9 protein-coding genes are annotated in these 15,867 nt (G+C 46.8%); 1 reads left to right on the forward strand and 8 read right to left on the reverse strand.

Features of this window, described 5'->3' with window-relative positions; genetic code table 11:
* Positions 1-173: 173 nt before the first annotated feature.
* The 8 genes from ACKFKF_RS30670 to ACKFKF_RS30705 all read right to left on the reverse strand — a co-directional run bounded on the left by ACKFKF_RS30670 (position 174) and on the right by ACKFKF_RS30705 (position 12,904).
* A complete protein-coding gene (locus ACKFKF_RS30670) occupies positions 174-1,157 on the reverse strand; it encodes a glycosyltransferase (RefSeq protein ID WP_446871162.1) in 984 nt (327 codons plus the stop codon).
* A gap of 402 nt (positions 1,158-1,559) precedes the next feature.
* A complete protein-coding gene (locus ACKFKF_RS30675) occupies positions 1,560-2,921 on the reverse strand; it encodes a glycosyltransferase family 4 protein (RefSeq protein ID WP_446871163.1) in 1,362 nt (453 codons plus the stop codon).
* A gap of 197 nt (positions 2,922-3,118) precedes the next feature.
* A complete protein-coding gene (locus ACKFKF_RS30680) occupies positions 3,119-4,339 on the reverse strand; it encodes a glycosyltransferase (RefSeq protein ID WP_446871164.1) in 1,221 nt (406 codons plus the stop codon).
* Between the two features lie 104 nt (positions 4,340-4,443).
* Positions 4,444-6,291, reverse strand: coding sequence for a heterocyst formation ABC transporter subunit HepA (hepA, locus tag ACKFKF_RS30685; RefSeq protein WP_446871165.1), 1,848 nt, complete (start codon positions 6,289-6,291; stop codon positions 4,444-4,446).
* A 269-nt stretch (positions 6,292-6,560) separates the two neighbouring features.
* Entirely contained in the window at positions 6,561-7,481 is a 921-nt protein-coding gene (gene hepC / locus ACKFKF_RS30690; protein WP_446871166.1) for a heterocyst development glycosyltransferase HepC, read from the reverse strand.
* A 3-nt stretch (positions 7,482-7,484) separates the two neighbouring features.
* Entirely contained in the window at positions 7,485-9,701 is a 2,217-nt protein-coding gene (locus tag ACKFKF_RS30695) for a GumC family protein (protein ID WP_446871168.1), read from the reverse strand.
* Positions 9,702-9,736: 35 nt separating this feature from the next.
* Entirely contained in the window at positions 9,737-10,825 is a 1,089-nt protein-coding gene (locus ACKFKF_RS30700; RefSeq protein WP_446858310.1) for a glycosyltransferase, read from the reverse strand.
* A 699-nt stretch (positions 10,826-11,524) separates the two neighbouring features.
* A complete protein-coding gene (locus ACKFKF_RS30705) occupies positions 11,525-12,904 on the reverse strand; it encodes an SLBB domain-containing protein (RefSeq protein ID WP_446871169.1) in 1,380 nt (459 codons plus the stop codon).
* 1,253 nt (positions 12,905-14,157) lie between these two features.
* On the opposite strand from ACKFKF_RS30705, the gene ACKFKF_RS30710 reads away from it, so the two are divergent.
* Positions 14,158-15,633, forward strand: a complete 1,476-nt coding sequence (locus ACKFKF_RS30710; RefSeq protein WP_446871170.1) for a hypothetical protein — start codon at positions 14,158-14,160, stop codon at positions 15,631-15,633.
* The last annotated feature ends 234 nt before the right edge of the window (positions 15,634-15,867 follow it).

Below are 15,867 nucleotides of genomic sequence, written 5' to 3' on the forward strand. Positions count from 1 at the left end.
GCTAAGACACTAGCTAGAGTTTCTCGGAGGTAACTTGCACAATTATACGTAGGGATCATCACCGACCAGAGGGGACGTGGAATGCCATCAACGACCGGGGGAATTGTCGGGAGGTGCTGTGAATTGATCATTATTCGTTTCAGAAGTACTGTTAGGACAATTAAAGTGACGATTTATGGGAGGGCTGTTGAGTCGTTTTGGTAAGTCTGTGTAGGGTGTGCGATGCTCTGATGCTGTAGCCTGGACACTTCCTGGATTGCTAAATCCGTTGCTCTTTGGATTACCTGATTAACCCGTCTGTCCTCTGGACTCATCCTCATCAGGCGATAATACTCGCGCAGCTTTCTGTGCCAGGATAGTTTAGTCGGAACTGAAATTCCTCTGAGAGACTTTAGAATAATTTCAGAGTAAGTTGTGCCTTCAATTAACTTCAATAGGTAGTTTGGCTGCAAACGTCTGGAGGAGATTAGATGAGTGAGTTTTAGGGCGGTGAATAATCCTATACCTAAGCCGATATCACAAGCTGTAAACGCTAAATCGACATCTCCACAAGACAGTAGTATTTCATTTTTCTGTCCTGAGCCTTTTCGGTCTAAACATTGTCTAATTGGATTATGTTCAGCTAAAGTAGCATATCTTTTTGCTACAGTTTGGCGCACGCATAACCCAGCACCATAGGGAACTATACTATTCTGATATTGGTTAGACCACTGGTCTTTGTCAAACTCTCTAATTGTTAAGTAGGGTAAATGTGGTTTTGTCCATGCGATCGGCTGCACTTCAAATTCGGCTCGGATTTGTCCTCCCCAAGCACCGAGAAATGGAAAATTTTGGCTGATCTTCAGGGACACTTCGAGATAGTCTGCGTCGAGAACATTATCATCATCAACGAAGATAATTGTTTCTGTTTTAGCTTCTCGAATGCCTCTTAAGCGAGCAGGTGTTAATCCTAGCTGGGATTCCACAATCACTCTGCAAAATTCCGGTAAGTTTAGATCGCTGTGCTGCACTAGTGCTGGCTGGCTGGCGTTGTCGATTACAACCAATTCCCACAGATCTTTAGTCAGGGTCTGATCAACCAGCGCTAATAGAACCTTGTTGAAGTAGTCTACCCTTGGATTATGGGTACAGATAACAATGCTCAACAACTTATTCATTGGAAGGACTCCTTCAGCTAAAAGAGGAACATTAATCCTTTACTTAACCGTGATTTAGAATCTGCACAGATCAAGATGCCGATGTGCAACGTAAGCATGGAGGTGTATTTCTGCTTAGGACTTCAGAAACTAACAGATGGGTTAGTTCATAACTTAGCCTGCACTCTGTGGTAAAGAGCGATTACCTCCCACTACAGCCTTCGGGTCATCTTAAGTAGAGTTCATCTACAACTTCAATCTGCATAGCATCTGCACCAGTGTCTTGCATGAGAACACTCTTTGATGTTTCTTGCAAATACACAGTTACAGTTTGGAATCATCACCGACTGCTGAGGGTGGTTAGCCTCAGATGGAACAGATGGGCGGGCGTAATAAAGATACTGCTCATTCACAATCATTACCCTACTTAGCCTCTTGAAGAAGAAAGTTACGCAGTTGCTTACCGACTGCCTCTGAAGAGAAATATTCCTCTACTCGCTGCCGTGCTCGTTTTCCCCACTGCTGCCGTAATTCCTCGTCATCTAAAACACGACCAAGAGCTAAAGCAAAGGCTGTTGAGTCACCTCGAGGAACTACCACTCCACCTGAAATTTCACCCTCTTTAATAATGTCTGGAATACCCGATGCGTCTGCGGCAATAATAGGTAAGCCACAAGCCATTGCTTCAGTAGGGGCAACTGGAAAGCCCTCCACTCGCGAGGGAAAAGCATAAACATCCCCTGCTGAGAGGATGCGTCGAATCGTGAGGCGATCAACGTACTGGTCAATCCAATGAATGTTATGACTTAGAGGAGTTTCAAGCCGTTGGCGAAGCTTTTCTGCATCGGTTCCCATCCCCACGAGCAGCAGCCGCAAATCTTGACTTGGACGTTCGTGACACACTTGTTCCCACGCTTCTAACAAAACATCTATCCCTTTAACGTACAACTCGACGCGACCATGCCAAACGACAACACAAGCATCATCAGGCAAATTCAGTGAAGCTCGTGCTTCGATCCGATCAATGGGATTCCAAAAGTTCAAGTCGATCGGGTTAAAGATTTGGGCAATTTTCGCATCTGGCAAATGGTAGCGATCGCGAACTCGCTGAATTTCGGTTTGTGGTGCAATCACTAAACCTGCACAGCCTTTCATTACTAACGGTCGCAGTAATCGAGCGATGAGGTTGCCATCCCAAGAACTACCTTGAAAGGTTGCAAATATGGGCAAGCGCATCCATTGTCCCAAAAGCGTACATACATCGAACCGGGCATACTCATATTCCTGGCAGAAAATTGCACAGCACTCCTCCCGCTTAAGTTCACGAGCAAGCAATCCCAATGGAGTTATGAGATAGGGAGCAACCTCCGTAAGAACTCTGAAGAGAATACGACGAACACCCTGAACATTACCAAATAGTTGCTTGACGTTCCACCCAAACGATGGATAAGGAGCGATCATATAACGGCGAATCGCTAAATAACCTTTAAGGGCAGGTAAAACGAGAATGGTTGCGCCTGTAGACTCATGCTGGAACCTCATAACTTCTGAAGTCTGCGATGAAATCAGCACCAGAATGGTTCGTACACCAGCAAGTTGTAAAGAATGCACATAACCTAGCATCCAGCCACCTGGGCCTTCCTGGCAAAAAGTCTCTAGCGAAACCCCAATACTGTCCAGGAAATCTTCCCAGACATGTCCCCAAGGGATTAAAGCGATCGTAGGCTCTTGGTGACCTATAGTTTCATTTATATCGTTGTGGTGTTTGGGAAGCAGTTTAATCATCTTGGACTTTCTGGGTTACGTTTAATTAATGAGCATTTCTAGGGGTAGAACTCTCCATTCTTCTCTATCTGAAACACGCGAAATAGCATGTTATTATGCATTGCTTCTCAATGCTGTAATGAACTTGCTGTGAAATAATATTTAGGCACTAAAGTCATTACGCTCCCTAGCTACTATAGAATAAGCATTAATGGTGCTTAGATTTTCAGCGTCATATAGTGCCGAATTTGGTTAACGATGTTTGTCCGATCGTAAAGGCGAATCGCCGTCTCTCGTGCAGCCGTTCCAAGTTGTTCACACAGACGATCGTTCTTCAGAAGTTCTAAGCAAGCTTCAGCAAACTTTTCAGGAGAATCACACTGCAAATATTCGCGCCCGCTTTGCATTTGAAGACCTTCAGCCCCAATCCCGGCAGCGACGATCGGTTTACCATAGGCTGCGGCTTCGATCATTTTGACTCGTGTTCCTCCACCCGAAAAAATGGGACAGCAAACAACTCGAACTCGCTGATAGAGGGCTGTCAAATCATCCACAAATCCAGTAAACTCAACACCTGGGACTCCACGATCGTAGCTACGAATATTTTGAGGCTCCATTCCTGCAATAATCAAGCGTGCTTCTGGAGTTTTGCGATGGATGTTTGGCCAAACTCTTTCAATCAGAAAGTTTGCCGCGTTGATGTTGGGCATATAGCTGTAGGTACCAATAAAAAGTAATGTCGGTTCAGGGGTAATTGGTTGAGGCGGAGGAATAGAAACAGCATTAGGAATTGTGGTTACTCCAGGTAATCGCCACTGTTGAGTTAGGTAATTCTGATCTTGTTCAGAGCAAACAAACGTTGAACTTGCTTTGCGAACTGCCTGACATTCGCCCCAAAGGAGAGCAGGAACTTGTGAGTAGTATAAGTTTGTAAGTAGGTTTCTAGGGGGTTGACGGATGCTGCGGAGGAGTTTTCTATGTTCAATGTCATCTAGATCGAAGAAGATAGGAGGAAGCGATCGCTGAGTTAACAAAGCAGGAGACATTGAGTTGAGGCGATGAATGAAGATCGCATCTGGCTTGAGATCTAGGCACTCCTCAAATGCCTTAACCTGCTTAGATCCGCTTGCAGGAATCATCTCTGGCTGCTCAAAGAAGTTCAAGATGCCTGCCTTTTGCAGCTTCCACTTAGGTAGACTAACCGGAGGGGTCGATCGTGCACATAGAAATAGAGTCAAGCCTGAATGCCAAGAACGACGCAGAGTAGATTCTACTTGTGCAGTTGCTAATGGAGAAATGTCTACTTCTGAGGATACGTAAAATAGCATGTCGAGATGAGTTACCTCGTTTAATGCTTCAACAAACATCAGCATACGGTTATAGATGCCGACGGTTTTGTAATTTGGATAGAAACTATTTGAGATGAATAGAACTCGCATTTCGTTGACCTGCGGAAATTAATCCAACTTAAAATTGGTTGGTTTCATGCGTTTGATTTTGAGGTAGCTGATAGCTTTTAACTGGAGATGTGGAAGTTTATTCGCTATTCAGCAACTTTCGTATCATGCTGCATCTGGTGATACTTCCAAAGCTTGCCGCGTAGCGCCAATAGCTCCTGATAGTTGCCCTGTTCCACAATTTGTCCTTTCTCAAGAACCACTACTTTGTCAGCTTTAGCAATGGTGGATAGACGATGCGCGATCACAATTACCGTCCGACCTACCGACAGCTTCTCGATCGCGTCTTGAATCAACCGTTCTGATATCGAATCCAACGCACTGGTCGCTTCATCCAAAATCAGAATTTCGGGGTTTCGTAGTAGAGCACGAGCAATCGCAAGGCGCTGACGCTGACCACCAGACAAGCGCACACCCCGATCGCCCAACAATGTATCAAAGCCTTCAGGCATATCGCGAATAAAATCGAGAGCATTTGCCCACTGAGCCGCCTCGATAACTTCTGCCTCTGACGCTTCAGGACTCCCATACGCAATGTTGTCGCGAACACTGGCATTAAAGATGAAAGTATCCTGACTGACCACCGCCAGCTTGCGTCGGAGTGAATTAACTTCAAATTGACGCAAATCTACACCATCTAATCGGATTTGTCCCTGAGTCGGGTCGTAAAATCGCGGAATCAAGTCTACTAAAGTCGATTTACCTGCACCCGAAGATCCAATTAGAGCGGTCATTTTACCTTGTTCGATCGTCAGAGTAATATCTTGTAGAACTAGATTCAGGGGATCATAACCAAAGTCTACTGCCACAAACTCGATCGCTCGTCTCAAACCCAAGAATTGCTGTGTACCATTGTCGAAGTAAGTCTTGTCCTGTGTTTGGAGCAGTTTCTTTAAGCGATCGGCAGCCCCTTTGACGAAATTAAGCTGCATTCTAGTGCCATTGACCTCTTGCAAAATAGGAACCAGCCGAAACAGCACAAAGAAAAACGTTAGTAATGAAGCGACCTGAAGTGTTCCCTGAGCTACGAAGAAGGTGAACGAAACCACAATCATCACAATCAGAATGGTAGTCGCGATGCTTTCTCCTAACGGTCTGACGATCGCCATCGCGACCACGGCTCTCTTAGAGGTACTTACTAAATCAGAACTTGCCCGATAGTAGCGTTGACGCTCAAAATCATGTGCTGCAAAAGCATGGACTGTGCGAATCCCATTGATAAATTCGATCGCTCTTGACGTAAAGTTCTCGCTGGCAATGGAAACCGCATAACCTGCTTCTCGCACTCGCGCATTCAAAGTAGAGATTCCGACTATCAGTAGGGTAAAGAGGAGGAGTGCAGCGATCGTGACTTGCCAAGAAATTAGAAATAGCGCTGTAAAATAAACCGTCGAGGTCAACAATCGAGTAATTAGAAACGCAGTCCCGCTAAAAACGGTTTTAAACCGCTCAATCTCGGTAGTAATCGTATTGACCAGTTCACCAGAACGAGTGGTAACAAAAAACTTGAGTTGGACTGCCTGAAGCTGCTCAAAAATTCGTTTCCGCAGCCGATCCATCAGCAAGAACTGAGTAGTTTCAGTGTAGATAGAGGATAGATAGCCGAGCGTCGATCGTAGCCAGGTGGTCAATAGAATAATCCCAGACAGACGATAGAGCCGATTCGTCGCCGATGCCTGACTGCCCAAAACCCACTGATCCAACCACTGAATCCCAGTTTGAAAAGCAGCAGCATCCGGTGTGGTCAGACTTTGCAAAAAAGACATCAGCAACCCAATTCCAACACCTTCCAACGCAGCTGCCAGCAAAGAGAAGACGATCGCTAGAATAGCCACACGAGGAAAATACTTAAACTCTCGCAAAATCAGATAATGATCTTGCCAAAACCGGGTTGTCCTCAGCAGTTTGTAAAGAGGCGAGCGGATTAGAATCATGCCTTGTCTATAAGCTCCCAATTAACTTCTATGCACTTAGTTAGAATCTTTTCAGAAGGAACTAATAAGTCCCAAATTCTGGAATTACCCTGGAAATCCTCAGCAAAGATGCCTAATTTTAGTCACACTGTCCCTACCATCCCACCTTCCTAACTAGCAAACAAGCTTTAACGGAAGGCTACGTTGGAGGAACTGAGATCTTAAAGACCGTCAAAGTCCACTCCGAAAGAATTCTAAAACGATTGAGTTGTCGATCGTCGTTTCTGAAGTTAGTAAGCGCCAAACCCCGAAAGTACTTTGGGAATCGTCAGCAGCAAAAACTTAAAGTCTTGCCACAGTGACCAATCCGCCAAATACTGAAGATCCCGTCGATTCACCGCATCCAAATCCAACTGGTGCGATCGCCCCTCTACCTGCCATGCCCCCGTGATTCCTGGTAGTGCATTCAGTCGATGTTGTAGTGCAGGTTCAATTCGCACAGCGTCATACAACGCCCACGGACGCGGGCCCACTAGGCTCATCTCTCCACGCAACACATTCAACAATTGCGGCAATTCATCCAGACTATAGCGACGCAGCCAATAGCCGAGTGGCGTAATGCGGGGATCATCTTTGCGCTTATGTAGCCCTGGTTGATCCGTCATGACTTGATGGTGCAAGGCTTCTGCATTAACAACCATCGAGCGAAACTTGATGATCTGAAACAGCCGACCCCGTTCTCCGACTCGCCATTGACGAAAAAACAGAGGGCCTGGCGAAGTAAGGACGATCGCGACTATAATGCCAATCATCAAAGGACTTAACAACACAAGCAACAAGGCTGCTGTAGAGACATCGAGCGATCGCTTCACCCACCAGCTAATAGAATTTTGCCAGCGCGGAAGTTGTCGGGTGACTGGAATGCGTAAATAAGTAAGTTTGCCTGCCTGCTGACAAGCCTGTGCCCAGAGTCGCAATCGAGCTTCACCTAGTTTGACATCCAGCTTCACCAGTTTGATGGGCGATCGCTGCAAACAGTCAGCCAAGGACTGCGAATCGCGAATCGGCGGAAAAACCATTCCACGATTTTGAGACGCATACTCAACAATTAGTTGCTTTCGTCGCCACCGAAGGTCGTAGTGAGTGGTTGGAATAAACTCAGTGGCAGTGGGTAGCGGGCAGTAGTCCAGAATAGAGAGGGATGGATTCATGATCTAAGAAGCTTGAGCTTGATAAAGGGTATCTATCGTGGCAACCTGAGTAGAGCCATTGGCAACCACTCCAACGAGATTTAACGAACTGAGAGCAGCGATCGCTTGAGTCACCTCATCGCGCGTCACTCGTCCCATGCGTCCCACCAAAATCACTCCTCCACAGCAGGAAGCCGCCAGTATGGTATCGACCATCCCCAACACAGGCGGCACGTCGAGCAGAACTAGATCATAGGATTGCTCAAACTTTGCCACCACTTCCCGCATCCGTCGAGAACTGAGTAGTTTTGCGGGATCACTCGGAATGGGGCCAGAGGTCAGCACAGCAATGTTGCCGCGTAAACTAGAATTCTGCTGAGTATCAATGTCTTGGGGCAGTGGAGCATTGCTAGTAAGGAGGGTAGAGAGTCCCTGATCGTTGGGGAGATTTAGAATCTGGTGCAAACTGGGACGACGTAAGTCTGCATCAATCAACAACACCCGTTGGTGAAGTCGCGCTGCACTAATTGCTAACCCCATAATCAGCGTTGATTTGCCTTCTCCCGCGAGCGCAGACGTGACGACCAAAGAGTTTAATGGCTGACCCTTCGTCAAAAGCTGAATGTTTTGATAGAGCAAATCCAGTGATTCTCGCATCGATCGCTCTTGAAGAATCTGATTGAGCGAAGGCGGTAACTCTCTAGTCTTGCGAAAAGGCAGACTCAGCATCGTAGGATTGAGACCCTCCTGGTCCGCTAATTCAGGAATCACACCCAACAGCGGCACAGGAGACTGCTTTTCTAGCTCATCCGAACTTCGCACAGCACTGTCAGCAGCATCACGAGCAAAGGCTGCAATCCCACCCAAAAACAATCCTGCTACGACTCCCACTAATACGTTTCTAGAGAGATTAGACCCCGACGGGAAGCCGAGTTGAGGTTCTTCGACAACTTGCCAGTCAAAGCCTCCGCGCGCAATTTCTAAGCCAAGTTCTTGACGAGCTTTGAGCAGTTCCCGCAAGGTTTCACGATTGAGTTCAACTTCTGGCTGTAGTCGTCCGTAGGCAGCGAGCAGCTTAGGAAATCGCTTTAGGGCTTCTCGTACTTGCTGTTCTGTACTAAGTAGGCTGCTATAGCGGGCAACAGCGGCCTGAAGTTCTACCTGGGCGGTGGCGAGTTGACCTACTAGACCTAAGTCCAGAGTATTGAGTTGTCCTTTGGTCAAGAGGCTTTCATCAGTGCGGCTGACCAAATCAGTGCCCAGGATTCGTCCTGCTTCCTCGCGCAACAATCCTAAGAGCCGCTGACGCTGATCCACAAGCTGTTGGACAAAGGGCGTAGTGTCCTTAAATCTCAGACGTTGCTGCACAAGGGCTAAGTCATTTTTTTGCACCTCAACAAGTAGATTTTGATAGCGAGACGATTGACTTAACCGGGCTGAGAGGGTTGCTTCTTGAGGAGCCAGCGCTAGTTGTTGCTGTAAGGTGCTATAACGACTGCGGAGTTCTCGAATTTTGATGAGGCTGGATTGCTTCTCTTGTTGGATTTGCTGAAGTAGTGCAGCCTGCGTTTTGGCTTCTCCTTCGGGATCGATTAGTTCTTGTTCGCGTCGAAAATCTTCTAAAGCGGTCTCCGATCGCTTCATTTTGTCGCGAATCTGGGGTAGCTGCTCATTGATAAAAGACAGTCCTCGCCCTAATCGTAGGCGTTGTTGTTCGAGGTTATAGTCGAGATAAACTTGCTTAAGGGCTTTGAGAACTCGTTGTGTTTTGGCGGGATCAGTATCGGTATAGCTAATTTGAAAAATTTTCGTGGTGCCTTTGTCTGATCCGACTTTGGTATCTGTTCCGCCCAGCCCGATCGTTAATCCGCTTTTCAAACTCAGCACACTACTCGGATTATTCGCATCCAGTTCGGGATAGTCCGTCTGGAGCGATTTCATCGCTTTTTGCAACAAGGCTGAACTTTGCAGCAGACTAATCTGAGTAGCTGGGTCGATCTCCACATTAGAATCGGCAAAGTCTGTTGTTTTCTCGGCTTTGCCCTTGTAGTAAGGCTCCACTAACAACTGCATTGAGCTAGCGTAGCTCGTTGTTTGACGAGAGGCATAGTAGGCTGAAACTCCTAGCACGATCGTAAAGATGCTGGCAAACAAAAAGCGTCGTCGCCATAAGACAGTCAGAATTTGCCCGTAGCCCGGATCGGTTTCAGCCGTTGGTTTTGTGAGGTAAGTCGGATTCATGGCGGACGCAAAAAGAGGTGGGGAGGCAAGGCGGCTTAAATAGAAGGCACGACCTGATTGATCACGCGATCGACTTGACTAAAAAAAGCAGGCTCCGAAAAATGACGCACCACATGATCTCGAATCTGTTGATAGTTCCAGGAGATGTCTCTGGCTTCGACGATCGCCGTTTGCAGCGATTCGGGAGTTTGACGGTTAAAAAATACGCCCGTCTGCCCTGGAATTTGAGTATCCAACACGCCACCCGCACCATAGGCAACGACAGGCGTACCGCTGGCATTGGCTTCTACTGGAACTAGTCCATAGTCTTCTAACGCAGCTACTACAACAGAGCGGGCATTTGCCATCAAGTTTTGGCGTTCTGCATCACTGACATGACCGAGGAATTGAATGTTTTTGGAAGCGCGTGCCTGGAGGCGATCGCGTTCGGGCCCTTCCCCCGTGATCAGCAAAGGTAGCTCTAACCAGTTAAAGGCTTCAACAATTACATCGAGACGCTTGTAGCTAATTAGACGGGCCGAGGCGAGGTAGAAGTCTGCTTTGTGAGCGCAAAATCGGAAGCAGTTAGTATCGATTGGGTAGTTAATCACGATCGCAGCTTTGCCGTAGATCTGTCGAATCCGTTGAGCAACAATGGTGGAGTTAGCAATGTAGAGGTCAGGCTCTTGAGCATACTTGCGGTCAAAATCCCGCATTACGTGAAAGATTTTTTGCAATAGCGGATAGAAGCGTTGATAGTTGTAGTACTCCCGCAGATAGGTGCGAGTATCCCACAAAAACCGCGTGACATTGTGGCAAAAGCAAATGTGGTAGGCACTGGGTCGCTTTCGTACTGATTTGGCAAAGCTGGTACTGCTACTAATAATCAAGTCGTAGTCACTCAAATCAAGGGCGCGAAATGCTGGGTAATAGAGCGGGGCTAACATGCGGAAGTGTTGGGCTGCACCTGGAATCTGTTGGAGTAGCGTTGTATTAACTGATCGAGTGCCTAAATCAATCGTGCGATCGGGGTCATAGAGAGAGGTAAAAATATCGGCTTGAGGATATCGTTTGCAGAGTAGCTCAAACACTCGCTCTGCTCCACCTCGTTGGGTTAGGTAGTCATGAACCAGAGCAATCTTCATCACCGCAGACTCACTAAGTAAAATTAAACTGAGAGTTAAGACTGCCCCTGAATTGAGGTTAGAAAGTTTAGACGGCTTGTATGTAGATTCACGATCGGTGATGCGGTGGTCTGCGTGAATCTGTAATTGCTCGGAGCGTTAACTAAGTGGTATTCTTACAGAGCATTATCACCCAGTTTGTGAAGTGACACATCGGTTTTTACTTATTTTTACGTAAACTTAATAATCCAAAAGTGCGTTTTATACTTTTAGAACATTCTTCCACGATCTAAGCAAACCTACTGTAAAAGCACGACCAGCAATTCCACTGAGACGATACAAAAGCAGTCGATTCGTTTACTAGACTGGCCCCACAAAGCCTGATTATCAGGGTAATCTACGCCTTTAAAGACTTCGTTTATAGATTACATCTCGCTGTTGTTTGATAACAAGCATTAACCATAAACTCACTTCAGAATGTGACCTCATGACTAAGAACTGTTGTCAAAAATTTAACAAATAGTCCAACTTCTTAGAAAGACAAAACAGCGAATCAAAAGGACTTGAGTAAATTGGTAGGCGTTGCTGATTGAAGGGATGAATGCGTGGGAGTTGTTAATCTTTTCGCCCCCTAAATCTCTCTAAATTGGGGACTTTGAATAGTTAGTTCCCCTTTGCATTTGGGCAATTCATCCCATGATTCAGCAACGCCAATTGGTATTACAAGCCAAACAAGCGGAAGAAACTAAAGATGCCTGAAAACGGCGCTGTGATTGCACCCAACGTTTCTGTAACGCCTGCCAAAGGCGATTTGCGAACAATAATCGTGTCATTGTTGCGTAACGCTGGGTTGTTTTGCTCGTTGACTCCCTGATCAAAATTGATGGAGACATCGCGCTTGGTCACGGTGCCATTGGGATTTAAGCGGACTAACGTCACCGATCGTTTTCTAGCGCGACTGTTAAAGCCTCCTGCGGCTAGTAGTGCTTGATTTAAAGGTGTATTGGGCGCAACGGTGACTGTTCCGGCACGTTCTACTTCACCCACAATGTTGACCGCAACGCGATCGGGTGAAAAACTTGCCACAGCAATTCGAGTGACTTCCTGATCATTCATTGCGGTAGCGGTGGGAATCTCGATCGTGTCGCCATCCTGTAAAGGTAAGTCTTGCAGCACATCCCCCGCCGACAGCAGTTGCCAAAAATCGATTTTGATTCGCTGCTCTACTCCTCCAGCAGACAGCCGACGCACCTGGATATTACGAATATCTGCTGATTGAGTAATGCCCCCTGCAATCTGAATTGCCTTTGTCACGCTGGTTGCTTGAGATTGGTTAACCCCTTGGCTGCCCCCACCTCCAGCATCACTAATGGTGTAGGGGCCAGGACGGCTGACCTCACCAACAATCGCAATTTTGAGTGGACGAGTGCTGCGCGTAGCAAAGTTAGCATTGGCGAGTTGACGAGCTTCTGCCAAATTGACGTTAGTAGCAGTGGGAATGTAAACACTATCACCATCCCGTAGTCGCAGGTCTTGACGAGTGTTGCCCGCCTGCAAAAGCTGCCACAAGTCCACGGTTAAGACTTCATCTTGATCAGGTGTCGTCGATCGCCGTCGCACCTGTACCCGTCGTAAGTCTGCTGCTTGAGTCACCCCTTCGGCAAGCTGCAAGGTGCGCGTCAGATTTGGGACGGTCTCATTGCCGATCGTATAAGAGCCAGGACGGTTGATTTCTCCTGCAAGAACTACCGTAATTGGGCGTGAGACGGTCAAACTGAGGGTGACGATCGGGCGTGTTAAATAAGGCGTAAACCGCGCCACAATCTCATCAGATGCCTGTCTTAACGTTTTACCCTGAACAACAATCGCCCCAGCTTGAGGAAAGTTAATTGTGCCATTGGGCAACACTAAATATTCTCCGCTAAACTCCGGCACACTAAAGAACTCAACTCGAACCCGATCGCCCGCTCCTAACACATAGCCATCCGACTCCAAGGTAGAAGCAGGTTGAGAAGGAGGCATCGGCTTGGCAGCATGCGCGATCGTGGCAGGAAACAAAATTGCACTTAGTAACAATGTCAAGAGCAAAGGTTGACTCATCGCGATCAGCCAGTGCCAACACAGATTATCTCGCTGACTTACAACAAGGGTGCTTCTGCAAACAGGTCGAATGGGGCGTAAATCCTTCATGAGACAGTTTAAGGCTAGAAAGTTTCAGCGTTGTAACCGTAACCAGGTCACTAAGGTCATAATCGCAACCAGAGCCAACTGAACGTTTGGAGAATCCCTAAGTGTTGAATAATGGGTATGACGAGCACTTTGTCTCGATCGCAAACCATATCGCCATCAAAACAAAGTTGCAGGAAAACTGGCACATGGTCGTCTTCCCACAACTAGTTACTGAGCCACTGCGTGTATTCCGGAGCTTTTCTACAAATAAGAATAAATTAGCCAAAGTACCGAAGTTTTACGGCTTTATACTTAGAGGCTAAGAGGTTAAGCGTCAAAAAGCTGTATGCTCCTACGACCAAAAGAAATAAGGACTTGAAAACCGCGCAAACTGCTTGTAAACAGTCCTCACAGATAGGCTGGAGAGCTTCAGTTAAAGGAGTCGTTTTAAGTGCAAGCTTGCGATCGAGTTTATTTAAAGTAGCCTGTAATACTAATCCAGAAGTTTTTTAGGATCTATGGAGGTATCTCGATCGCCTCTGTTTATTTCTCAGCGTGACTGTGTTCTCGGTTACTTAAGGCGCGTCCCTGTTCAAGTCAACTTCCTCCTTATATAAGGTGGTGACTTTAGTCCTGATGAAGAAACCTGATTAAAGTGGATTTACCAACTTGTCTCACTTTTATTGATTGAGTGGCATTGTACATCTTTGTGTAATTTCGATAAAGCCTTTTCCGAAATTGTACTGGCTGGTACTGTCATAGCTATTATTCTACTAAAGGGATCAACTAAGCCAAGTTAGCAAGATTTAGGGCAGCATTCACCGTAAGAAAAAATACACCACTCAAGGTCGTGTTTTCTACCTGGCAAATCTTGAGAATTGAGATTGAGTTTTTTCTACTGCTTTCTTTGATACTGCAAAACCAGCCACACTGACTAGCAGCACATATCACTTTCATGGAGCATCTTGAGACAATCAAATTCATCCATAGACAGGAGAGTAGCTACAACTAAAAATCTTATTCGCAAGCTACCAAACTCGGATAGATAGCATTGCTTTCCCCTTCTATAAATCTTCCTGATTCTCCGTACAAGGTCTGTAACAATAAACGGATAGCATCGGACTCATCTGGTCAGTGAAAATAGCGTTGAATATATCCCTGTGGTGGAGAAGCGTTGGACTGATATGAACTCGATCTCAAAGAGAGCAATTAGCTCCATGTGGCACGATCGCCGCCTCGCTCGAATTACCCAAAGACCAACAAAGATCGCTCCGTCTGGACTAGAAGATCGCAGTAATTTCAGGAGCTTGCCCACGATGACTGAGTTTGATCAGTCCAAAGAACCGCAGGATAGCAGCCTTGAACAAGTCACTAGTCCTCAAGACCCTGTGATGAATACGATCGCTCAAAAAACAGCATTCAAAAAAGAATCTTCTAGCGAAACAACGACTCCGACGAACGATGACACAGTGTCCGAAACCACAAAAGCTCCCTATGAGACAATACAGCAGGGGCCAATCACCTATTTTCGCTACTACTACGAAGATGTAGAACAGCCTGCTTACTTCACCCCAGACACTGCGGAAGCCCCTACTTCAAGAAATCTTTTACCCTTTTATCTAGCGGGCGGTAGTGTTTTAGGAGCAACCTTGATTTCTGGCATTGTGATTGCTAGTTTAGCCAACAATTCTAAATCTCAGTCTCCACAAAATACAACTCAACCCGAAGTCAAAGAGACCCCCAAACCCAAAAAGACTCCGCCCCAAGTTGCTCCACCCGAAGTTATTCCCCAATCACGATCGACTCCAGCAAGATCTCGCCAAAAACCTAAAGACGCACCCCCCAAAAAATCTTCTGCGGCTCCAGTTCAGTCTTCTTCGGAGCTACTTGTTCAGCAGTCCCTTTCATTATCTGATCCTTTACCAGTTCCCACAGTTCCGGTGATTAGGCAACCCTTGACGGGTGCCTCAAAGCAACCCCTCGCGACTAACTCGAAACGACCCCTGGCGGATAACTTGAAGGGATTGCTTCCCAAGTCTTCTCCAGCGCTCCCCGCTCTGACGGCTTCGCCGCTCACGCCCCCTGCGAGCCTGCCAACTCCTTCGCTGCCTCCAACTCTTTCTAATGAGACGTTTGCGCCTACTTCTGCGATCGCCGCATCTTCAAGCCAACCGACTACCGATGCTCGTTGTGTGAGTCCCCAAGTCAAGGCTGATCCCTCTTCTGCAACTAACAATCAACGCTTCCCCGATCGAGCCTCCAGACCCGTTTCTGAACTAGTGATGGGGGCGATTGCTACAAGCTCAAAAGCCGAGATTGCTGGGGATGCGCAACTCAAGGCGGCTCAGACGATAGACCCTTCCCTATCCGATGCAGACAAAGAGCTACAAGCGTTTTTAGACCTTCCGCAGAAGTTTCCGACGAGTGCTGGAATTGCCGTTTTGCCATTGCCCTGTGACATTGCACAAACCGCGATCGACAAGCCACAAGTAGGGGAGTTTACAGTGTTGAAGTTAGATCCTCAAAACTACCAAAAACGCTGGAAAACAAGCAGCAAAAATCCCCAGGCGCTGACCCCGATCTATGGATTTGTGGACTATAAGCAGCAATCGATCGTTTTACTAGCTAGACAATCTATAGAGAGCAGACCTCGTGACTGAATTATAGATGCCTCCTTAAGTTGGGACTAGAAGAACAAAGCGCGATCGCAGTTCCCATTAATTAAGTTTCTCGTAGTCTCTTGAACGATGTAGATTGTTAGGGTTAGGCCCTCAAGGTTCTAGACGCGCTGCCAAGTGCTTTATTCAAAATCTTATTCTCTCAATATTCCACCCTGAGTAGTTACAGCATTTTTCAAGTAGATGTAGTACGATTAACTAGTCAGTGTCAGTAGA

It is taken from the genome of Phormidesmis sp. 146-12, from assembly GCF_052939495.1.